The organism is Bordetella genomosp. 13, from assembly GCF_007679965.1.
Classification (GTDB): Bacteria; Pseudomonadota; Gammaproteobacteria; order Burkholderiales; family Burkholderiaceae_B; genus Bordetella.
In genome coordinates, this window is sequence record NZ_VEHL01000002.1 from 435,884 (window position 1) to 456,239 (window position 20,356).

Annotated in this window: 19 protein-coding genes; 7 read left to right on the top strand and 12 right to left on the bottom strand. The window is 68.8% G+C overall.

Annotated elements, in window-relative coordinates; translation table 11 throughout:
- The 3 genes from FS845_RS07875 to FS845_RS07885 all read right to left on the bottom strand — a co-directional run bounded on the left by FS845_RS07875 (position 1) and on the right by FS845_RS07885 (position 2,350).
- The gene (locus FS845_RS07875; protein ID WP_144632364.1) at positions 1-1,017 is read right to left on the bottom strand and encodes a biotin-dependent carboxyltransferase family protein; all 1,017 of its coding nucleotides are present in this window, start codon (positions 1,015-1,017) and stop codon (positions 1-3) included.
- Positions 1,018-1,069: 52 nt separating this feature from the next.
- Complete coding sequence (gene pxpB, locus FS845_RS07880) at positions 1,070-1,831, bottom strand: 5-oxoprolinase subunit PxpB (protein ID WP_144632367.1); 762 nt, start codon at positions 1,829-1,831, stop codon at positions 1,070-1,072.
- Between the two features lie 84 nt (positions 1,832-1,915).
- Positions 1,916-2,350, bottom strand: coding sequence for a VOC family protein (locus FS845_RS07885; RefSeq protein ID WP_144632369.1), 435 nt, complete (start codon positions 2,348-2,350; stop codon positions 1,916-1,918).
- Between the two features lie 117 nt (positions 2,351-2,467).
- Between FS845_RS07885 and FS845_RS07890 the strand changes: the two genes are divergently transcribed.
- Positions 2,468-3,328 carry a LysR family transcriptional regulator gene (locus tag FS845_RS07890; RefSeq protein WP_144632371.1) on the top strand — a complete coding sequence of 287 codons (861 nt, stop codon included), beginning with the start codon at positions 2,468-2,470 and terminating at the stop codon, positions 3,326-3,328.
- Between the two features lie 422 nt (positions 3,329-3,750).
- Here the strand turns inward: FS845_RS07890 and serA are convergent, their stop codons facing one another.
- The 3 genes from serA to phoB all read right to left on the bottom strand — a co-directional run bounded on the left by serA (position 3,751) and on the right by phoB (position 7,232).
- Positions 3,751-4,947, bottom strand: coding sequence for a phosphoglycerate dehydrogenase (gene serA, locus FS845_RS07895; protein ID WP_144632374.1), 1,197 nt, complete (start codon positions 4,945-4,947; stop codon positions 3,751-3,753).
- A gap of 275 nt (positions 4,948-5,222) precedes the next feature.
- Positions 5,223-6,524 (bottom strand): phosphate regulon sensor histidine kinase PhoR, encoded by a 1,302-nt coding sequence (phoR, locus tag FS845_RS07900; RefSeq protein WP_144632377.1) that lies wholly within the window; start codon positions 6,522-6,524, stop codon positions 5,223-5,225.
- Positions 6,525-6,533: 9 nt separating this feature from the next.
- Positions 6,534-7,232: a phosphate regulon transcriptional regulator PhoB gene (phoB, locus tag FS845_RS07905; protein WP_144632380.1), complete on the bottom strand. Its 699-nt coding sequence runs from the start codon at positions 7,230-7,232 to the stop codon at positions 6,534-6,536.
- A 146-nt stretch (positions 7,233-7,378) separates the two neighbouring features.
- On the opposite strand from phoB, the gene ubiE reads away from it, so the two are divergent.
- The 6 genes from ubiE to rfaE2 all read left to right on the top strand — a co-directional run bounded on the left by ubiE (position 7,379) and on the right by rfaE2 (position 13,325).
- Positions 7,379-8,152, top strand: a complete 774-nt coding sequence (gene ubiE, locus FS845_RS07910; protein ID WP_144632383.1) for a bifunctional demethylmenaquinone methyltransferase/2-methoxy-6-polyprenyl-1,4-benzoquinol methylase UbiE — start codon at positions 7,379-7,381, stop codon at positions 8,150-8,152.
- A gap of 148 nt (positions 8,153-8,300) precedes the next feature.
- Entirely contained in the window at positions 8,301-9,320 is a 1,020-nt protein-coding gene (locus FS845_RS07915; protein ID WP_144632386.1) for a Tim44 domain-containing protein, read from the top strand.
- 196 nt (positions 9,321-9,516) lie between these two features.
- On the top strand, positions 9,517-10,149 hold the full coding sequence (locus FS845_RS07920) for an SCP2 domain-containing protein (RefSeq protein WP_144632389.1): 633 nt from the start codon (positions 9,517-9,519) through the stop codon (positions 10,147-10,149).
- A gap of 4 nt (positions 10,150-10,153) precedes the next feature.
- Positions 10,154-11,710, top strand: coding sequence for a ubiquinone biosynthesis regulatory protein kinase UbiB (gene ubiB, locus FS845_RS07925; protein WP_144632392.1), 1,557 nt, complete (start codon positions 10,154-10,156; stop codon positions 11,708-11,710).
- Between the two features lie 186 nt (positions 11,711-11,896).
- Positions 11,897-12,790 (top strand): ferritin-like domain-containing protein, encoded by an 894-nt coding sequence (locus tag FS845_RS07930; RefSeq protein ID WP_144632395.1) that lies wholly within the window; start codon positions 11,897-11,899, stop codon positions 12,788-12,790.
- 55 nt (positions 12,791-12,845) lie between these two features.
- Positions 12,846-13,325, top strand: a complete 480-nt coding sequence (gene rfaE2, locus FS845_RS07935) for a D-glycero-beta-D-manno-heptose 1-phosphate adenylyltransferase (protein WP_144632398.1) — start codon at positions 12,846-12,848, stop codon at positions 13,323-13,325.
- Between the two features lie 91 nt (positions 13,326-13,416).
- Here the strand turns inward: rfaE2 and FS845_RS07940 are convergent, their stop codons facing one another.
- The 6 genes from FS845_RS07940 to FS845_RS07965 form a co-directional block, all read right to left on the bottom strand.
- Positions 13,417-14,745, bottom strand: a complete 1,329-nt coding sequence (locus FS845_RS07940; protein ID WP_144632401.1) for a TolC family outer membrane protein — start codon at positions 14,743-14,745, stop codon at positions 13,417-13,419.
- 3 nt (positions 14,746-14,748) lie between these two features.
- On the bottom strand, positions 14,749-15,429 hold the full coding sequence (locus FS845_RS07945; RefSeq protein WP_144632405.1) for a protein-L-isoaspartate O-methyltransferase family protein: 681 nt from the start codon (positions 15,427-15,429) through the stop codon (positions 14,749-14,751).
- 55 nt (positions 15,430-15,484) lie between these two features.
- Positions 15,485-16,321 (bottom strand): bifunctional hydroxymethylpyrimidine kinase/phosphomethylpyrimidine kinase, encoded by an 837-nt coding sequence (gene thiD / locus FS845_RS07950; RefSeq protein WP_144632408.1) that lies wholly within the window; start codon positions 16,319-16,321, stop codon positions 15,485-15,487.
- Positions 16,318-17,118 carry a thiazole synthase gene (locus FS845_RS07955; RefSeq protein ID WP_144632412.1) on the bottom strand — a complete coding sequence of 267 codons (801 nt, stop codon included), beginning with the start codon at positions 17,116-17,118 and terminating at the stop codon, positions 16,318-16,320. Before FS845_RS07955 ends, thiD begins: the two co-directional genes overlap by 4 nt.
- A gap of 68 nt (positions 17,119-17,186) precedes the next feature.
- Positions 17,187-18,275, bottom strand: coding sequence for a cobalamin-binding protein (locus FS845_RS07960; protein ID WP_260986208.1), 1,089 nt, complete (start codon positions 18,273-18,275; stop codon positions 17,187-17,189).
- A gap of 38 nt (positions 18,276-18,313) precedes the next feature.
- A complete protein-coding gene (locus FS845_RS07965; RefSeq protein ID WP_144632415.1) occupies positions 18,314-20,335 on the bottom strand; it encodes a TonB-dependent receptor in 2,022 nt (673 codons plus the stop codon).
- Positions 20,336-20,356: the final 21 nt, after the last annotated feature.

Consider the following 20,356-nt stretch of genomic DNA (forward strand, 5'->3'; position numbering starts at 1 on the left):
TCAGGTGGGGGCGTGCTGCGCCAGCAGCGCGCGCAAGGCTTGCAGGGACTCTTCCAGGCCGCGATAGGCGCGTTCGCGCGCGTTGTCCAGGCGCTGGGCTTCTTCGAGGCCGATCATCGCGAAACGCAGCGCCTGGCCGGGCGCGTACTGGGCCAGCAGAGGCAGGTCGGCGCTGGCCACCTGGGCGATCTTGGGATAGCCGCCGGTGGTCTGGCGGTCGGCCATCAGGATGATGGGCTGGCCGCCCGCCGGCACCTGGATGGTACCGAAGCTGGCGGCCTCGGACAGCATCTCGCGCGGCTTGGCCAGCGCCAGGTGCGGGCCGGACAGGCGATAGCCCATGCGATCGGATTGCGGGCTGATCTGGAAGACTTCCTGCACCAGGCGTTGCCGCGAAGCCTCGTCGAAGGCGTCCCAGTGCGCGCCGGGCAGCACCCGCAGGGCCTCGCGCGGCATGTGCACCAGCGGAGCGGGCAGGTAGATGCGCAGGTCGTCCAGTGTTTCGGCCAGGGAGTCCTGCGCCGCATCGTCGCCCTGCAGGACGACGCGCAGGCCGATGCGGTCGTCCTTGGCCAGCGCGCGGCCCTGCCAGCCGCCGAAGCCGCTGCGCAGATAGGTGCTTTCGCTGTCCATGACGGGATCGATCGCATAGCCGCCGTGCACGGCCAGGTAGGCGCGCACGCCGCGCTCGTGGCGCGGCCGCGAGGAGAACGTCAGCACGTCGCCTGCGCGCGCCAGCATGGGACGCAGAGGCGGGATGGGGATGCCGTTCAGCGCGGCGCCCAGGTCGGCGCCGCCGATGGCCAGGCAGGCCGGCGCGTCGAAACGCAGCGTGGGACCGACCAGGGTGATTTCCAGCGTGGCATGATCCGTGGAATTGCCCGCCAGCAGGTTGGCCAGGCGATGGGCGCGCTCGTCCATGGCGCCGGCCACGGGGATGCCCAGGTGTTGCCAGCCGGTGCGGCCGTCATCCTGGAAGGACGACAGCAAGCCGGGCTTGAGGACGGTGAGACTCATTGATCGCGGCGGGGCCAGAGAAAGGATTCGTGAAGAAAGCGGACCGGTGCGCTCATGTCGCCGCGCCTGGCTGCTTCGAAGCGGTCTCGGCGCGCATGCGTGCGTACTGCTCGGCGCTGATGGGCACGAAGCGGATGCGGTCACCGGGCGCCAGCAGGGCGGCCGGTTCGCGCGCGGGGTCGAACAGCACCAGCGGTGTGGCGCCGATGACGCTCCAGCCGCCGGGCAGGTTGCCGGGATAGATGACGGTCTGGCGGTTGGCGACCGCCACCGCGCCCGCCGGGATCGACATGCGCGGGGTGGGGCGGCGCGGGATGGCCAGGCGTTCGTCGTGGATGCCGATATAGGCATGGCCCGGCGCGAATCCCAGCATGAACACCATGCTTTCCGGCCCGCTGTGCAGCGCGATGACTTCGTCGGGGCTGACGCCCGCGCGTTCGGCCACCTCGGGCAGGTCGGGGCCGTGTTCGCCGCCATAGCAGACCGGGATCTCGATCTCGCGGCCGGCGGAGGCATCGGGTTGGATACCCGCGGCCAGGGCGCGCTCGATGCGCGCGGACAGCTGGCTGAAGGTGGGGCCGTCGCCGGTCGGCCGGTAATGCACGGCCACGGCGGTGAACGAGGGCACGATGTCGATGACGCCCGGCAGGCCGGCATCGCGCAGCATGTCGGCGGCCGCCAGGCAGATCCGGCCGGTGCGCACGTCCAGCGCTTCGCCGAAGCGCACCAGCACGCAACGGTCTCCCTGCGCCTGGATGCGCCAGGTGGGGGCGTCCGGCCTTGCGCCGGTTGAAGAGGCTGCTGCGTGGCTCAAATCGTGTTGCCCGCGGTAAGGGTTGATGAACGAATACCGGCGCCCGAAGGCGCCGGCATCACTGCTTCAGTACGCAGCTTACTCTTACTTGGCGAACAGCGACTCCATGTTCTTGAACGCCTTGAATTCCAGGGCGTTGCCCGACGGATCCAGGAAGAACATCGTGGCCTGTTCGCCCACTTCGCCCTTGAAGCGGATGTAGGGCTTGATGACGAAGTCGGTGCCGGCATCGGTCAGCTTCTTCGACATGGCTTCCCATTCTTCCATCGACAGCACCACGCCGAAGTGGCGCACGGGCACGTTGTGCGAGTCGACGGCGCTGGTGGCCTTGTGGCCGCACTCGTCGGGCGACAGGTGGGCGACGATCTGGTGGCCGTAGAAGTTGAAGTCGATCCACTCGGGCGAGCTGCGGCCCTCGCTACAGCCCAGCAGGTCGCCGTAGAACGTGCGGGCTTCGGCCAGGTCGCGGACGGGGAAGGCCAGGTGGAACGGGGGCATGGAGGCGGCTTGGGCGGTCATGGAAAAGCTCCGGTCTAGACGGGGAATTAAATCAGAGAGGGTGACGGCGTAGTGTACGAATTGTTTTTTTGATTGAAAAACGATATTTTTTGAGTCTGACAATCAATAAAATCGATCGTGATCCGCGAGTTCAAGACATTCATTGCCGTGGCGCGCGAAGGCACCTTCACCGGGGCCGGACGGCAGCTGGGGTTGACCCAATCCGCCGTCAGCGCGCAGATCCGCCGCCTGGAGGAACACCTGGGCGTGGCCCTGTTCGACCGCACGGCCAAGTCGGCCGAGCTGAACGTGCACGGCCGCGAGATGCTGCCGCAGGCCGAGGCGCTGGTGGCCATGGCGGACCGGATGGTCAGCATGGCGGGCGCGGGACGCGTCAGCGGCCTGCTGCGCGTGGGCGCCATCGCGTCGGTGCAGCAGGACCTGCTGGTGCGCGCGCTGGCGACGTTCCGCGCCTCCTATCCCGACGTGCGCGTGCGCATCGTGCCCGGCGTCTCGCTGAACCTGCTGGGCCACGTGGATTCGGGCGAGGTGGACCTGGCGGTGATGCTGCGCCCGCCTTTCGCGCTGCCGCCGGAACTGGGCTGGCAGCCGCTGCTGCGCGAACCCATGGTGCTGGCCGTGGCCAAGGCGCTGCCCGAAGCGCCGTGGCGCCAGTTGCTGGCCACGCAGCCGTTCATCCGCTATGACCGTTCGTCGTTCGGCGGGCGCCTGGTGGACGGCTTCCTGAAGAAGCAGCGGCTGAGCGTGCGCGAAGCGCTGGAGCTGGACGAACTGGACGCCATCGCGAACCTGGTCCGCGAGGGGCTGGGAGTGGCCTTGATGCCGCGGACGCGCCAGCTGTCGACACGCGGACTACGCTTGATGGACCTCGGCGAGCCGTCTTTCTGCCGCGAGATCGGAGTGATCGCGCGCGTGCCGTTCGAGCGGGCGCCGTTGATGGCGCAGTTGGTGAATAGCTTGACGGCGGTGGCCGAATAGGCCGTTGATGGCCCCAGGCTCCTGGCAAGGTCTTCTGTTTTCTCTCTCTTTTCTTCGGTTGGAAGTCTCTTTCGATTTCAACGACTTTTGTTCTTGAGGCGCCGCATCCGTATCTGCGAAGTCCCGTCCTCGCGCTTCCGCGCTGCGGGCGGGACTTCTCCGGTACGGCTGCGGCTCACGGCAGAGCAAGCCGGCGCGTCGTCAAGCACGTTGCCTTCAAGCAGATGTTCAAAGCGGCCGCATGGCGTTGCAGCGAGCCACGGGCATGACGGAGGACTCCCGCCCGCAGCGCGCAAGCGCGAGGACGGGAGTACGCAGTCATGACCGTGGCGCCTCAAGAACCCTGACCTCTGCAATCACCCCTCAGATGCAGATATAAGAAGAGAGCCGGTTCATCAGAAAAATAGAGAGGAGAGAAAACCTCAAACCCGATCACACCGCACGGTAACCGGATGGCTGCGCAACGCCGCCATCACCACGTCGTCCACCTTCCCATCCACGTCCGTGATCACATACCCAACCTGGCCCCTGGTCTGCAGGCTTTGGCTGACGATGTTCAACCCGTGCTCCGCCATCAGGTTGTCCAGCGCGCCCAGCGCGCCCGGCGCGTTGCGGTGCACGTGCAGGATGCGGGCCGTGCCCATGGGTTCCAGGTAGGGCAGCTCGGGGAAATTGACCGCGGTCTTGGTCGTGCCCGCCTGGATGTAGCGGACCAGCTTCTCGGCCACCTCGCGGCCAATGGCTTCCTGCGATTCTTGCGTGCTGCCGCCGATGTGCGGCGTGAGGATCACGTTGTTCATGCCGACCAGCGGGCTGGACAGCGGCTCGTCGGCGCTCTTGGGCTCGACCGGGAACACGTCCAGCGCGGCGCCGGCCAGGTGGCCGGATTGCAGTGCGTCGCGCAGCGCCGTCAGGTCGACCACCGTGCCGCGCGAGGCATTGATCAGGATGGCGCCGCGGCGCATGCGCGCCAGCGTATCGGCGTTCATGATGTTCTCGGTGGACTTGCCGCCGGGCACGTGCAGCGTGACCACGTCGGCCTGCTGCAGCAGCTCGTCCAGCGAGCCGGCGGCGCGCGCGTTGCCCAGCGGCAGCTTGGCTTCGACGTCGAAGAACACCACGCGCATGCCGACGGCCTCGGCCAGTGTGCCGATCTGCGAGCCGATGTTGCCGTAGCCGACCACGCCCAGCGTCTTGCCGCGTGCCTCGAAGGCGCCGGCGGCGGTCTTGTCCCAATGGCCGGCGTGCACCCGCGCGTTCTTCTCGGGGATGCGGCGCAGCAGCAGGATGGCCTCGGCCAGCACCAGCTCGGCCACCGAGCGCGTATTGGAGAACGGTGCGTTGAAGACGGGAACGCCGCGCTGCATGGCCGCGTCCAGGTCGACCTGGTTGGTGCCGATGCAGAAGCAGCCCACCACGCGCAGGTCGGGCGAGGACAGCAGATCGGCGTCCAGCTGGGTGCGCGAACGGATGCCGACCACCTCGGCGCCGCGCATCGCCGCGGGCAGCTCGGCGGGCGGCAGCGACGCGGCGTGCGCGACGATGTCGGTGTAGCCGGCCGCCTGGAAGACGGCGCGTGCGCTGGGATGGATGTTCTCGAACAGGACGATCTTGGCCATGTTGCCGGGGCCCTCATGCGAATTGAGATTGATTTCAGATTGTGGCGCACTTGCGTTGCTGCGACGCAAAAACCCCTGGAAGCGGTGGGGCGAATGCCGCGCGGCGGGTGCAGGGCGCCGGGCCGATTTCGCAAGACGCATGCCCAGACGGCCGCGTGTTCCGATCAGGCATGGCCCGAAACCCGCCTGCTCGGATGATGCAGGTCCGGATCGGGCATCCCCCGGATGCGAAACGGCCCCTGCAACAGGGGCCGCCGGCAATGCGTTGGACTGGCTCAGCCTTCGTGTCGTGCGACGCGCTCGGCCGGGAACTTCAGCGAGAAGATGCTGCCCTTGCCGGGCTCGCTCTCGATGACCAGCGCGGCGTCGTGGCGCATGGCGATGTGCTTGGTGATGGCCAGGCCCAGCCCCGTGCCGCCCACGGCGCGCGAACGGCCGCGGTCGACACGGTAGAAGCGTTCGGTCAGGCGCGGGATGTGGCGCGCCGGGATGCCGATGCCGGTGTCCTTGACGCTGTAGCGGGCGCCGTCCTCGTCCTGTTCCCAGCACACGGTGATGCGGCCGCCGTCGGGGGTGTAGCGCACCGCGTTGGTCAGCAGGTTGGCCACGGCCGAGGCCAGCTCGCTGCCGCTGCCCAGCAGGTGCAGGTGCGGGTCGATGTGCCAGTCAAAGGTATGGCGGCCGCCCGACAGCGCCTCGATCTGTTCGCGCGCCTTCTGCAGCATCTCGGTCATGTCGACCGCTACCGGGTCGGCGCTGGGCGAGGACTCCAGCGTGGACAGCGTCAGCAGGTCCTCGACGATGGCCTGCATGCGCTGGGCCTGCTCGTGCATCATGCCGACGTACTGGTCGCGCTGCGCGGCGGGCAAGGCGTCGGCCGGCATGTCGCGCAGGGTTTCCAGGAAGCCGGAAAGCACCGTGAGCGGCGTGCGCAGTTCGTGCGAGACGTTGGCCACGAAGTCGCGGCGGGTGGTCTCGAGCTTCTCGATCTGCGTGACGTCGCGCGAGATCAGCAGGCGCTGGTCGCTGGCGTACGACGTCAGCTGGATCATCATGACGCGTTCCTGGCCGTTCTGGGTCAGGCGCAGCAGGATGGGCTCGGGCCAGTCGTTGCTGTGCGCGTAGGCCACGAACTCGGGCGAACGCAGCAGGTTCAGCAGGCTGCTGCCGCGGTCGGCCGGCAGGCGCAGGCCCAGGTGGCGGCGCGCCATGCGGTTGCACCAGTCGATCTGGAAGTCTTCGTTCAGCGTGACCACGCCGTCGGGCAGGGCCTGCGCGGCGGCCAGCATGCTCTGCATGGCGTCGCGCGTGTCGGCCAGGTCGCGTGCGCGCACGCGCAGGTGCCTGTAAAGCGGCGCGAGGATGTCGTCCCAGGCGCCCACGCCCACGGGCGGCGAGGTCTCCGGGTGATGTGCCCAGTGGGCCACGCGCTGCAGGCGCCAGCTGCGCCACAGCAGGATGACGGACACCGCCACGCCGAAAAGGACCCAGCCGACCGGATCGCCCAGGAGCCATTCGGCAAGCGCCGAGAAAACCGCCCAGAATGCGATCAGCAACAGCGTGCGCAGCCAGACCATCTTCGAGGATCAGCGCGACGGCAGTTGGGCGGTGAAGCGGTAGCCGCTGCCGCGCACGGTCTCGACGTGGACGTCGTGGCCGCTGGGTTCCAGCGCCTTGCGCAGGCGGCGGATGTGGACGTCGACGGTGCGCTCTTCCACGAACACGTGGTCGCCCCACACCTGGTCCAGCAGCTGCGAACGCGAGAACACGCGCTCGGGGTGCGTCATGAAGAAATGCAGCAGGCGGAATTCCGTGGGACCGATCTGCAGCTGCTGGGCGTTGCCCGACAGGCGATGCGTGACCGGATCCAGCTTCAGGCCGGCGACGTCGATGATGTCGTCGGTGAGCTGCGGCGCGCGGCGGCGCAGCACGGCCTTGATGCGGGCCATCAGCTCCTTGGGAGAGAATGGCTTGGTGATGTAGTCGTCGGCGCCCGCTTCGAGGCCGTCGACCTTGTCCTGCTCCGAGCCCTTGGCCGTCAGCATGATGACGGGGACCGTGCGGGTCCGTTCGTCTTCGCGCAGCTTGCGGGCCAGCGACAGGCCGGAGGTGCCGGGAAGCATCCAGTCGAGAAGGATCAGGTCGGGCAGTTCGGCGCGGATCAGCGTCTGGGCTTGTTCCGCGTCGAAGGCGCGTAGGACCTTGTGTCCGGCGAACGACAGGTTGACGGCGATCAGTTCCTGGATGGCGGGTTCGTCTTCGACAACAAGTATGGTGCTGGACATGTGAGAGCAATACCGATGTGCGCCGGCGCGGCGCGAACGTTGCGATAGTATGGCCGGAATATTTCAGGTATGTGAATGACTGTCATATTCCAGGCGCTGCGCCGTGGCGGATCGGCTACCATTGGGCCATAACCGGGATCCCTACCATGCAGAACACCTCTTCTTCCGACGCGCAGGCGTCCGGCCAGGATACGACCCATTTCGGCTTTCAATCCGTCCCTGAGAACGAAAAGGCCCGCAAGGTCGCGGAAGTCTTCCATTCGGTGGCCTCCCGCTACGACGTCATGAACGACCTGATGTCCGGCGGCCTGCATCGTATATGGAAAGCCTTCACCATCGGCCGCGCGGCCATCCGGCCGGGCATGCGGGTGCTGGACATCGCCGGGGGCACGGGCGACCTGGCGCGCGCCTTCGCGCGCCGCGCGGGTCCCACGGGCGAGGTGTGGCTGACGGACATCAACGATTCCATGCTGCGCGTGGGCCGCGACCGCCTGGCCGACAGCGGCCTGCTGCTGCCCGTGGCGGTGTGCGACGCCGAGCGCCTGCCGTTTCCCGACGGCTATTTCGACCGCGTCAGCGTGGCCTTCGGCCTGCGCAACATGACGCACAAGGACCGCGCGCTGGCCGAGATGACGCGGGTGCTCAAGCCTGGCGGCAAGCTGCTGGTGCTGGAATTCTCGCGCGTGGCCAAGCCGCTGGCGCCGGCCTACGACTGGTATTCCTTCAACGTGCTGCCCTGGCTGGGCAAGAATGTGGCCAAGGACGAGGCCAGCTACCGCTACCTGGCTGAATCCATCCGCATGCACCCCGACCAGGAAACCCTGGCGGGCATGCTGCGCGATGCCGGTCTCGAGCGGGTGCAGTATTTCAACCTGACCGCCGGCGTAGCGGCGTTGCACGAAGGCGTGCGACTGGGTTGAGGAAACTGACGGGAACTTGTAGCGGATGGCATTGTCCGTTATTCTAGGTTCATTCAGTTTTTTGTAAGAATAGTGGCGCTGGCCGCCTTGCGGCCCGGTAGGTTCTTCTGCGGGGAAGGGCGGCGCGCACATGAGGAGCACGTTAGAAATGTCCCGAATCCATATTTCCCGGTTCATCGCCGCGGCGCTGGTTGCCGTCTCGGGCGTTGCCATGCTGGCAACGACCTTCGACGCCGAAGCCCGCCGCGCCGGCGGCGGCGGCAGCGTCGGCCGCCAATCGTCCAACGTCACGCAGCAGCGCCAGGCCACCACGCCTCCGTCGGCCGCGAACAACACCACCGCCGCCGGCAGCACCGCAGCGACGGGCGCGGCCGCCACGGGCGGCGCGGCTGCCGCCGCGGGCGCGCGCAGCGGCGCCTCGCGCTGGCTGGGTCCCATCGCCGGCCTGGCAGTCGGCCTGGGCCTGGCGGGCCTGCTGTCGTCGCTGGGCCTGGGCGGCGCGTTCGCCGAGTTCATGGCCAGCATGCTGCTGATCGCCCTGGTGGTGTTCGCCGTCATCTTCATCGTGCGCCGCCTGCGCGGTGCGTCCACGGGTCCGCGCCACGCGTTCCAGGGCGCCGGCACTGGCTCGGGCAACGGTAACTTCCGTGGCAACGCGCAACCCCAGCCCATGCAGCGCGAAGCGCTGCGCGCCGCGCCGGCCCAGCCGGCCGCCGCGCCCGCTGCCGCTGCTGCGACGGCTGCCACCGCGCTGCCCAAGGCGGGCGAAGAGGGCAACTGGTACATCCCGGGCGACTTCGACACGCAGACGTTCCTGCAGCACGCCAAGCAGCAGTTCGTCAGCATCCAGGCGCTGTGGGATACGGGCGACCTGACCCGCCTGCGCGAATACCTGACCGACGACCTGATCGCCGAACTGAAGCCGCAGCTCGAGGCACGCGCTGGCGCCGCCAACAAGACCGAAGTGGTCCTGCTGAACGCCGAGATGCTGGGCATCGAAACCGTCTCCGACGGCCACCTGGCCAGCGTGCGCTTCTCGGGCATGCTGCGCGAGGATCCGAATGCCGAGGCGTTCCGCTTCGAGGAAGTGTGGAACCTGTTCAAGCCGGCGCAAGGCGGCTGGCTGCTGGCCGGCATCCAGCAGATCCCCGTCGAATACGCCAGTTGATCGCTGCCCCCACCGGCAGTGCTGAACCGGCCCGCGAGGCCGGTTTTTCATTGCCGGGCCCTTGGGATGGCGCCGCTGTCTTCCGCGGGCGGCGAATTGCCGACCCTGCACGCGCGCGCGGGACGGCGCCGCGGGCGAACCCGGTAAACTGCCAGTTTGCTTCAGCCCGGCCGCCCGCGGTCACTCGATCGATTCCATGTCGCCTTTTACCGCCCTGCCTACCTTGCCGCGCCTGGCCGCGGGTGCGCTCAACGCGCTGACGGGCCGCGAGCCCTGGGCGCGCGAGCGCCTGTCCCGCCATGCCGGCAAGACCGTGCGTTTCGCGCTGGCCAGCCAGGCCGTGTCGCTGACCATCTCCAGCGACGGCACCGTGGCGAACGCCGACCAAGCCATCGTGCCGGACGTCACGCTGACGCTGCAGTCGGACAAGCTGCGTCCCGACCGCCTGCTGGGCGGCAAGCCGGATTTCGCCGAGGTCACGCACATCTCGGGCGACGCGGCGCTGGCGCAGGCGGTGGCGGACCTGGCGCGCGACCTGCGCTGGGATGCCGAGGGCGACCTCGCGCGCGTGGTGGGCGACATTCCCGCCGCGCGGCTGGCGTCGGGCGCGCGTACGCTGTCCACCGGCCTGCGCACGGCCGGCCAGCGGCTGGCGGCCAACGTGTCCGAATACCTGACCGAGGAACGCCCGGTGCTGGCGGGCAAGTCCCTGCTGGACCAGTGGCGCCAGGACCAGGCCGCGTTGCAGGCCGACACCGATGCGCTGCAACGCCGGATGGCGGAGCTGGACGCGCGTCTGGCCCGCCTGGCCGCCAAGCGGGGAGCCTGACGCCATGCTGCCGATCCTGCCGCGCCTGCTTCGCATCCTGTTCATCGCCTTCCGCTACGGGCTGGACGACCTCGTGCTGTCCAGCCTGAACCATCCGGTGGCCACGATGGCGCTGCGGGTGATCCGCCTGGGCACGCGTCCGCGCGCGCCGCGCGGCCAGCGCCTGCGCCAGGCCCTGGAGTCGCTGGGCCCCATCTTCGTCAAGTTCGGCCAGGTGCTGTCCACCCGGCGCGACCTGATCCCCGCCGACATCGCCAACGAACTGGCGCTGCTGCAGGACCGCGTGCCGCCGTTCCCGTCGGCCCAGGCCGCCGCCAGCATCGAGGCCGCGCTGGGCGCGCCGCCGCAACAGCTGTTCGCCCAGTTCGACGTCGATCCGGTGGCCTCGGCCTCGATCGCGCAGGTGCACTTCGCGGTGCTGCACGACGGCCGCGAAGTGGCCGTGAAGGTGCTGCGTCCGGGCATGCTCGACGTCATCGACAAGGACATGGCGCTGATGCGCATGGTGGCCGGCATCATCGAGCGCATCGGCCCCGACGGACGACGCCTGAAGCCACGCGAGGTGGTGGGCGAGTTCGACAAGTACCTGCACGACGAGCTGGACCTGGTGCGCGAGGCCTCGAATTGCAGCCAGCTGCGCCGCAACTTCGGCCCCGAGACGGGCCGCGGCGACGTGCTGATCGTGCCCGAGGTGATCTGGGAATACACCGCCAGCACGGTCTTCACCATGCAGCGCATGTACGGCATCCCGGTGGGGCACATCGACCGCCTGCGCGCGGCCGGCATCGACATCCGCACGCTGGCGCGCAGCGGGGTCGAGATTTTCTTCACACAGGTGTTCACCGACGGCTTCTTCCACGCCGACATGCACCCGGGAAACATCTATGTGTCGGACGACCCGCGCACGCTGGGCCGCTACATCGCCCTGGACTTCGGCATCGTCGGATCGTTGTCCGAATTCGACAAAAACTACCTGGCGCAGAATTTCCTGGCCTTTTTCCACCGCGATTACCGCCGCGTGGCGCAATTGCACATAGAATCCGGCTGGGTGCCGGCCGACACCCGGGAAGAAGAACTCGAAGGCGCCGTGCGGGCGGTCTGCGAGCCCTATTTCGACCGGCCGCTGTCCGAGATCTCGCTGGGCCAGGTGCTGCTGCGCCTGTTCCAGACCTCGCGGCGCTTCAATGTCGAAATCCAGCCGCAACTGGTATTGTTGCAGAAGACCCTGCTGAACGTGGAAGGGTTGGGCCGCCAGCTGGATCCCGACCTGGATCTCTGGAAGACGGCCAAGCCCTACCTCGAACGCTGGATGCACGAGCGCGTGGGGTTGGATGGACTGCGCAAGAACCTGGCCAAGGAAGCCGGGCAATGGTCGCAGATGCTGCCGGCATTGCCTCGTCTATTGCACGACAGGCTGAACCGGCCCGACGTCGGACCCGAACTGCTGCGGGAAACGCAGCGGTTGCGGCAGGCCCAGGAGGCGAACAACCGCCTGCTGACGGCCCTGACGGCGGTACTGGCACTGGGAATCGCCGTGGCGCTGTGGGCGCTGACACGGTAACTACACATAGGGGACGGCTCGGTCATGGTTTTGTCATTAAACTGTCATTACAGTTTCTCGTAGCGCGGCGTTAAATGAGCCTTATTAAGATCGCCTTGTGTACGGTGCGCCGTCCGCGCGTTCCCTGTACGCACTGAGCGGCGCGAGCCCATACCGAGCGGAAACCCATAAAAGGGCCCATCAATCATGCTTTATCCCGAACTCTTCAAAACCATGGAAGCCGTCCGTTGGAACATGGCTTCCGACATCCCGTGGGATGACTTCGACCGCAGCAAGCTGACCGAAGACCAGGCCCAGACCATCAAGATGAACGCCATCACCGAGTGGGCGGCGCTGCCGGCCACCGAGATGTTCCTGCGCGACAACCGCAGCGACAGCGACTTCTGCGCCTTCATGTCGGTCTGGTTCTTCGAGGAACAGAAGCATTCGCTGGTGCTGATGGAATACCTGCGCCGTTTCCGGCCCGACCTGGTGCCGACCGAGGAAGAGCTGCACAAGGTGCGCTTCGAGTTCGACCCGGCGCCCGAGCTGGAAACGCTGATGCTGCACTTCTGCGGCGAGATCCGCCTGAACCATTGGTACCGCTGCGCGGCCGACTGGCACACCGAGCCGGTCATCAAGGCCATCTACCGCACGATCGCCACCGACGAAGCCCGCCACGCCGGCGCCTACCTGCAATACATGCGCCGCGCCCTGCACGACCGCGGCGAACCGGTCAGCGTCAGCGCCCGCCAGTCGTTCGCCAAGATCGGCGTGCTGATGGCGTCAGCCAGCCGCACCGCGCAGGCCATGCACCCGACCAACCTGCACGTGAACAAGGCCCTGTTCCCCAACGACACCGTGCAGTCGCGCCTGCCGGAGCCCGGCTGGCTCGAGCATTGGCTGGACACCCAGATCCGTTTCGACACCGGCTGGGAGAACCGCGTGGCCAGCCGCATCCTGCACATCCTGTCCAAGCTGCTGGACCGCAACTTCGAGACGGTGAAGGACCTGAACCGCTACCGCAAGGAAGTCATGGCCCGCATGCCCGGCGGCGCCAAGGACAGCGAAAGCGACAGCGGCATCATCCTGGCCAGCTGATCGCGGCGGGCTTGCCGGCGTCCCGGGGACGGCGGCGGCCGCGTAGAATCCCCGCATGCCTGCCCGTTTCGATTCCAAAGTCCTGTCCCGTGACGCCGCCATCGCGGCCGTCGCGCATCTGCCGCGTCCGCTGGTCTTCACCAACGGGGTGTTCGACATCCTGCACCGCGGCCACGCCACCTATCTCGACCAGGCCGCCCAGCTGGGCGCCACGCTGGTCGTGGCCGTGAACACCGATGCCTCGGTGCGCCGGCTGGGCAAGGGCGACGACCGGCCGCTGAACCTCGAGGCCGACCGCGCCGCGCTGCTGGCGGCGCTGGGCTGCGTGGACATCGTCACGTCCTTCCACGAAGACACGCCCGAAGCGCTGATCGATCAACTGCGGCCCGACATCATCGTCAAGGGCGGCGACTACGACATGGCCAAGCTGCCCGAGACCCGGCTGGTGCAGGGCTGGGGCGGCCGTGCCGTGGCCATCCCGTTCGAACACGAGCGCTCGACCACGGCATTGCTGAAGAAGATCCGGCTGGGGTGATGCGGACGGCGCGGCGCCGGACCTGTGCGGTCTTGATGCAGGGGTGTTGCAGGCGCCACCAGGGCGACAGCCCGTTCGGCCCTCGGTCGTTCTAGGGTTTCGGCAGCCGCAGCAGGCGGTTCACCGCGTCCAGGTCGCTTTCGGCCAGGATGCCGCTGGCCGCCTTCAGGCGCAGGCCGTCCAGCAGCGTGCCATAGCGTGCCTGCGCCAGGTCGCGCTGGGTGGCGTACAGCTGCTGCTGCGCGTCCAGCACGTCCTGGTTGATCCGTACCCCCACCTCGTAGCCGATGCGGTTGGCCTCCACCGCGTCGCGGCTGGAGCGCTCGCCGGCTTCCAGCGCGCGGATGCGCGACAGGCCCGACGTGACGCCGCTGTAGTAGCGGCGGGCCGATTGCACGGCCTGGCGGCGCGCGGCCTGGTAGTCCTGGCGCGCCTTCTGTTCCAGCTGCACTTTCTCGGTGACCTGCGAAGACACGCCGCCGCCCGAATACAGGGGAATCGACAGCACCACGCCGATGCTGTTGTCGATGGGGCGGCCCGGTGCATCGCTGCCCTGGCGCATGCGCGCGTCGCTGGCGCTGGCGCTGCTGGCGCGCAGGTTCAGCGAGGGGTAGTGGCCGCTGCGCGCGATCTCGATGTCGCGGGTGGCGATGCGGGTCTGCAGTTGGGCGCGCAGCACGTCGATGCCCGAGGACTCGGCCTGGCTGGACCATTCGTCGATGCGCGTGGGCTGCGGGGCGGGCAGGGCGACGCCGGACGGCAGCTCGGCCAGCGCGCCGGGCGGCGTGCCGATGATCTGCGCGAGCTCGTCGCGGCGCACCTCCAGCGCATTCTGCAGTTCGAGTTCCTGCGCCACGATCAGGTCGTAGCGGGCGCGGGCCTCGTAGCTGTCGGCGATGGTGGAATTGCCCAGCTCGAAATTGCGCTGGGCGGCGGCCAGCTGCTCGGAGACGGCGGCTTTCTCGGCCTCGGTGGCCGACAGCGTGTCCTGGGCGGACAGTACGTTGAAATAGGCGTCGGCCACGCGCAGCAGCAGGTCCTGGAAGGACTGCTGCAGCTGCAGTTCGGTGTCGGCCACGCGCAGCTGCGACTGCTCGTAGCGCTGCCAGCGGTTCCAGTCGAACAGCGGCTGCGTCAGCACCAGCGCCCAGGTGCCGCGCGTGCCGTCATAGGCGGTGAAGCCGCGGGTGGAGTGCGTGGAGCCATAGGCGCCACCCACCTCGGCGCTGACGGCCGGCAGCAGTTCTGCGCGCGCCTGCGGCAGTTGTTCCAGCCCGGCGCGATAGGCCGCGCGGGCGGAGGCATAGACCGGATCGCTGGCCAGCGCGTCGCGCCAGACCTGCATGAGGTCCTGCGCACGTGCGCCTCCGCTTGCGGCGCCGCAACAAAGCAGTAAAGCCGCAAGGGTGAAGGCGCGCATGCGTCAGAACTTGAACTGGGATACGGCGGTGCCGCGCAGCGGCTTGACCATGGTTTCGAAGAGATTGACGGTTTCGAAGCTGGCGGCGGTGGTGCGGGTGATGCGACAGGCGGTCATCACCGGCGCCTGGCCGACCACGACGACCATGCGGCCGCCCACGCGCAGCTGGTACTTCAGCGCGTCGGGCACCGAGGGCACCGAACCGGTGACCAGGATGGCGTCGAATTCGGTGGAGCCCCAGCCGTTGCGGCCGTCGCCGGTCTCGACCTTGACGTTGGCGACGTTGTTCATCTGCAGGTTCTGCTGCGCGAACGCTACCAGGCGGCTGTCGATCTCGACCGTGGTGACCTGCTGCGCCAGGTGGCCGAGCAGGGCGGCCTGGTAGCCGGAACCGGTGCCGATCTCCAGCACGCAGTCGGTGGGCTGCAGCAGCAGTTCCTGGGCCAGGCGGGCCTCGACTCGGGGCGGCAGCATGGTCTCGCGCGTGTCGACCGCGTTGATCTGCAGCGGCAGCTCGGTGTCGGAGAAGGCCAGGGCGCGCAGGGCGGGCGGCACGAACAGCTCGCGGCGGACCGCGAACAGGGCATCCAGGACCTTGAGGTCGAGCACATCCCACGGGCGGATCTGCTGTTCCACCATGTTGAAACGGGCGTGTTCTACGTCGGGCAGAGTTGAGGCGTTCATGACTGTGAGGCTGGGGTGAATGTCGCGGGCCATTGTAGTACCGGCTGGGTTGCCGTTACCACCATGCGTGGAAATGATGCACCGGGCCATGGCCGCCGCCGACGTCCAGGCGGTCGGCATGGCGGATGGCCTCGGTCAGGTAGGCCTTGGCGCGGCGGGCGGCCTCGGGCACGTCCTCGCATTGCGGCAGCAGGGCGGCCAGCGCGGCGGACAACGTGCATCCGGTGCCGTGGGTGTTGCGGGTTTCCAGGCGCGGCGCGGCCAGTTCGATCATGCGGTCGCCGTCGTGCAGCAGGTCGATGGCAGCCTCGCCGGGCAGGTGGCCGCCCTTGAGCATGACCCAGCGGTGGCCCGAGTGCGCCATGCGGTTGCGCAGGCGCTCTGCCACGCGGCGCATTTCCTTGATGGTCTCGACGGGGCGCTCTTCGAGCAGCACGCCGGCCTCGGGCAGGTTGGGCGTCAGCACGGTGGTCTGCGGCAGCAGGGCTTCGCGCATGGCGCCCACCGCCTCGCGCTCCAGCAGCAGGTCGCCGCTCTTGGCCACCATGACGGGGTCGAGCACGACGTGGGCGGGCGTCCAGCGCGCCAGGCGCTCGGCGACGGCGGCGATGACGGGGTACTGGCCCAGCATGCCGATCTTGACGGCGTCGATGCGCACGTCGGCGAACAACGTGTCGATCTGCTGGGCGACGAAGGCGGGCGGCACGGGCGAGATGCCGGTGACGCCCTGGGTGTTCTGGGCGGTGAGGGCGGCGATGACGGCGCAGCCGTAGGCGCCCAGGGCGCTCATGGCCTTGACGTCGGCCAGCACGCCGGCGCCGCCCGAGGGATCGACCCCCGCGATGGACAGTGCGTGCGGGATGCGGCGCCCGGAGGACGGGGAAGTGCTCATTGCTTGGATGCGGTGATCAGGCCTTCGGTAGGCGAGCTGGGAATGGCGCTGTAGAGCTTCCTGGGCATGCGGCCGGCCAGGAAGGCCTCGCGGCCGGATTCGACGGCCTTCTTCATGGCGCCGGCCATCAGCACGGGATTCTGCGCATGCGCGATGGCGCTGTTCATCAGCACGCCGTCGCAGCCCAGCTCCATGGAGATGGTGGCGTCGGACGCCGTGCCGACCCCGGCGTCGACCAGCACCGGCACTTTGATCTGGTCGATGATCAGGCGCAGGTTCCAGGGATTGAGGATGCCCATGCCCGAGCCGATCAACGAGGCCATGGGCATGATGGCGACCGCGCCCAGGTCTTCCAGCATGCGCGCCTGGATGTGGTCGTCGGCGCAATAAACCATGACCTTGAAGCCTTCGTCCACCAGGGTCTTGGTGGCCTTCAGCGTCTCGGGCATGTTGGGGAAGAGGGTCTGCGGGTCGCCCAGCACTTCCAGTTTCACCAGGTCGTGGCCGTCCAGCAGTTCGCGGGCCAGGCGCAGCGTGCGCACGGCATCGTCGGCGGTGAAGCAGCCGGCCGTGTTGGGCAGCAGCGTGAACTTCGACATGGGAACGTGGTCGAGCAGGTTCGGCTCGCCGGGGTTCTGGCCCAGGTTGGTGCGGCGGATGGCGACAGTGACGATCTGCGCGCCGCTGGCGTCCAGCGCGGCGCGGGTCTGTTCGAAATCCTTGTACTTGCCGGTGCCCACGATGAGGCGCGAGGCATACTCGCGGCCGGCGATGTTCAGAGTGTCTGCGGTGGTCATGACGGTGCGGAGGAGGCGCCGCGGCCTGGCGTCAGGCGGCCGGCGCGGTTCAGGTCAGTATTCCGCCATCATAGTCCACCCCGCCGGGCCGGGCCGTCGGAGCGGGCCGCATCGATGCGGGCGCACAGGGTCTCGGCGGCATCCACCAGGCGGGCCGTGGGCCGGTACAGGGCGTCCGCGTCCAGCGTGTACAGATGGCCGCGGCGCGCGGCGGCCACCCCGCTGGCCTGCCAGGCGCGGAGGAATGCCTCGGACTCGGCGTCGTTCACCGTGCCGGCGATGATGACCTCCGGCTGCCTGGCCAGCACGCTTTCCACTGACACCTGCAGGGCGGCGCGGCCGGCGTCGGCGAAGACGTTGACGGCGCCGCAGCGGCGCAGCACGTCGCCGATGATGCCGGTGTCGCCCAGCGCGTACAGCGGGCGGGCGCCGGCCTGCACGAACACGCGCACCGTCGGCTTGCCGGTGTAGCGCTCGGTCAGGGTGTCCAGGCGCATGCGCAGGGCCTGCGCGCGGCCGCGCGCCACCGGCTCGGTGCCGAACAGGATGCCCAGGCGTTCCAGGGTGATGGGGATGTCGTCCAGCGTGCGCGGGTCGCTGACGTATACGGCCGGCCGCTGCGACTGCAGCACGGGCGCCAGCGTGCGCAGGGCGCCGGGCTGCCAGGCGATCAGCAGGTCGGGGCGCAGGGCGGCGACGCGTTCGGGATCCGGCCGCAGCCCGTCGCCGACCTGGGGCAGCGCGCGCGCCTCGGGCGGATAGTCGCTGCCCATGACGGCGCCGACCACGTATTGCCCCGCGCCGGCCTCGTAGGCCAGCTCCACGGCGTGCGGCGCCAGGGCGACGGCGCGGCGCGCGGGGGCGGGCAGCTCGACCATGTGGTCCGCGTCGTCCAGGACCTGGATGGGCGTGGCCGTCGCCGGCCGCGCGCGCGCGGGCGGCTGCGTGGCGGGAACGGCCGCGGCGGGCGGCCGCGAGGGCGTGGGCTGGGCGGCAGCGTTGGCGGCGGCGACGAGCAGCGCCAGGGCCGGACCGGCGATCCGCGTGGCCATCGACACGGCGTTCCGGCTCGCCGCCGACGCCAGCGTCGGGGCGATGGCGGCCGCGCCGCGCCGGCGCGCGGCGGCCGGGATCGGATCTCGATGCAGCGCGGCCATGCCCCTCCCTTCATCGCGCGCGCAGGGCGCGCATTGCTTCAATAACGCACGGTCAGCGAGGCCATCACGTTGCGGCCCATGCCCGGGTACAGGTTATAGCGCCCGGTGGGACCCAGCGGCAGGAACGACGCATCGGTGCCACGGATGCCATAGGTGGCGTAGTCGCGGTCGAAGATGTTGTTCACGGCCAGCGAGCCCTCGACGTTGGGCGTGAAGCGGTAGCCGGCGCGCGCGTTGAACAGGACGTAGTCGCCGATCTTGGTCTTGAACTGGTTGGCCTGGTCGTTGTCCATGCGCGAGCTGCCCACGTACTGCGCGGACGCGCCCAGGAACAGCGCGTCGGTCGGACGCCACGTGACGCCCGCGTTGGCCAGCCACTCGGGCACCAGCGGCACGCGGTTGCCACGCAGGTCCACGCCCGCGGCCTCGCCCGAACGGAACTTGGCGTCGGTCCAGGTGACGTTGCCGTCCAGCGTGATGCTGGCGGTGACGGCGTAGCGGCCTTCCAGTTCGACGCCCTGGCGACGCGTGGGATCCAGGTTGACGTTGGCGAACGTCAGCGGGTTGTAGTGGATCTCGTTCTTCAGGTCGGACTGGAACCACGCCAGGCGCGCGCTGGAGGCGCCCTGCGACCACAGCACGCCCAGCTCCTTGTCGGTGGACGTCTGGGGCCGCAGCGGCTCCTGCAGCATGAACAGTTCGTCGGAGTTGGCCAGGCGGAAGCTGCGGCCGATCTTGCCGTACGCGCTGAAACCGGCCCCGACTTCCTGGCGCAGGGCCAGTTGCCAGGCGCTGAGGTGGCGACTCTCGTCGGACGGGGTCTTGAAGCCAGACTCGACGCGCAGGTCGTCCGAGGCGTACTGGCGCCGGCCGCCCAGGGTGATGGTGGTGCCGGGCGTGGCCTGCACCGTGCCCTCGGCGAACAGCGCATGCTGGCGCTGGCGCGCCGTGGTCTGGTCGGGCGAGAAACTGTAGTAGGCCTCTTGCGTGGCGTCGGTGCGGTTGTACAGGCCGTCGGCGCCGACGACCAGGTTGTGGCCGCCCTCGAAGGGCAACTGGTAGCGCAGGCTGCCCGTGGTCTCTTCCAGTTCCTGCTGGCGGACGATGTCGCCGAAGCCGTCGTTGGTGTAGCCATCCAGGCGCTTGTTGCGCTGGCTCAGGTCGGCGAACAGCGTGCCGCGCCAGATCTGCTGGCGCACCTGCACGCCGAAGGCGTCGGTGGTGCTCTTGAGGTAATCGTCCGGATAGGTGGCGCCGCGCGGATCGTCTTCGTACTGGTTCAGGCCGGTGACCGGATCCACCGCGCGCGGGCCGGGCAGTCCCAGTTTCTGGGTGGTGGTGCGGGCGTACAGGCGGACCGAGCCGGTGTCGTGGCGGAAGGTCAGCGCGCCGCCGCCGCCGGCACGGCGTTCGCGGTTGTTGTCGCGGTAGTTGTCGGTCTGCAGCGTCTGGCCCCAGGCTTCCACGCCGACCTTGCCGTTGTTGGCCTGCACGTGCAGGTCGGTCTGGCGCAGGCCGTAGTTGCCGATGGAGAACTTGGCGCTGGCGTCCAACGGACGCTCGAATCCGCTGCGCGTGATGATGTTGACCACGCCGCCCGTGGCGCCGCCGCCGTACTGCACGGCGCCACTGCCGCGCACGATCTCGATGCGCTCGATCTGGTCCAGCGGAATGGTGCCCAGCGTGGGCGCGGACAGGTCGTTGTCGTTCTGCTTGATGCCGTCGACCAGGATCAGCGTGTTGCTCAGGCCGGTGAGGCCGAAGCCGCGCAGGTCGACGATGCCGTTGTCGCTGGAGCCGGTGTTGTTGATGACGTGCACGCTCGATTGCGTGGACAGCACGTCCTGCAGCGAGCGCGCGCCGCTTTCGCGGATGTCCTCGGCGCTGATCACGGACACGGGGACGGCCTGCGTGCGGGCGTCGGTAGGCACGCGCGAAGCGGTGACGGTGATGGTGTCGAGCTGGGTGGTGGTGGGTTCTGCGGCCGTCTGGGCCAGGGCGGCCAGCGGCGCGGTGCAGGCCAGGACACCGGCGTAGCGCCGGAGGGAGCGGGAAGTCATGGAGTGAGCCTCGATGCGACG

Bases quoted from the DNA above. Each gene is read 5' to 3' on its own strand.
- FS845_RS07875 (WP_144632364.1), bottom strand. From the start codon at position 1,017: ATGAGTCTCACCGTCCTCAAGCCCGGCTTGCTGTCGTCCTTCCAGGAT.
- FS845_RS07885 (WP_144632369.1), bottom strand. From the start codon at position 2,350: ATGACCGCCCAAGCCGCCTCCATGCCCCCGTTCCACCTGGCCTTCCCC.
- serA (WP_144632374.1), bottom strand. From the start codon at position 4,947: ATGGCCAAGATCGTCCTGTTCGAGAACATCCATCCCAGCGCACGCGCC.
- phoR (WP_144632377.1), bottom strand. From the start codon at position 6,524: ATGGTCTGGCTGCGCACGCTGTTGCTGATCGCATTCTGGGCGGTTTTC.
- phoB (WP_144632380.1), bottom strand. From the start codon at position 7,232: ATGTCCAGCACCATACTTGTTGTCGAAGACGAACCCGCCATCCAGGAA.
- ubiE (WP_144632383.1), top strand. From the start codon at position 7,379: ATGCAGAACACCTCTTCTTCCGACGCGCAGGCGTCCGGCCAGGATACG.
- FS845_RS07915 (WP_144632386.1), top strand. From the start codon at position 8,301: ATGTCCCGAATCCATATTTCCCGGTTCATCGCCGCGGCGCTGGTTGCC.
- FS845_RS07920 (WP_144632389.1), top strand. From the start codon at position 9,517: ATGTCGCCTTTTACCGCCCTGCCTACCTTGCCGCGCCTGGCCGCGGGT.
- ubiB (WP_144632392.1), top strand. From the start codon at position 10,154: ATGCTGCCGATCCTGCCGCGCCTGCTTCGCATCCTGTTCATCGCCTTC.
- FS845_RS07930 (WP_144632395.1), top strand. From the start codon at position 11,897: ATGCTTTATCCCGAACTCTTCAAAACCATGGAAGCCGTCCGTTGGAAC.
- rfaE2 (WP_144632398.1), top strand. From the start codon at position 12,846: ATGCCTGCCCGTTTCGATTCCAAAGTCCTGTCCCGTGACGCCGCCATC.
- FS845_RS07940 (WP_144632401.1), bottom strand. From the start codon at position 14,745: ATGCGCGCCTTCACCCTTGCGGCTTTACTGCTTTGTTGCGGCGCCGCA.
- FS845_RS07945 (WP_144632405.1), bottom strand. From the start codon at position 15,429: ATGAACGCCTCAACTCTGCCCGACGTAGAACACGCCCGTTTCAACATG.
- thiD (WP_144632408.1), bottom strand. From the start codon at position 16,321: ATGAGCACTTCCCCGTCCTCCGGGCGCCGCATCCCGCACGCACTGTCC.
- FS845_RS07955 (WP_144632412.1), bottom strand. From the start codon at position 17,118: ATGACCACCGCAGACACTCTGAACATCGCCGGCCGCGAGTATGCCTCG.
- FS845_RS07960 (WP_260986208.1), bottom strand. From the start codon at position 18,275: ATGGCCGCGCTGCATCGAGATCCGATCCCGGCCGCCGCGCGCCGGCGC.
- FS845_RS07965 (WP_144632415.1), bottom strand. From the start codon at position 20,335: ATGACTTCCCGCTCCCTCCGGCGCTACGCCGGTGTCCTGGCCTGCACC.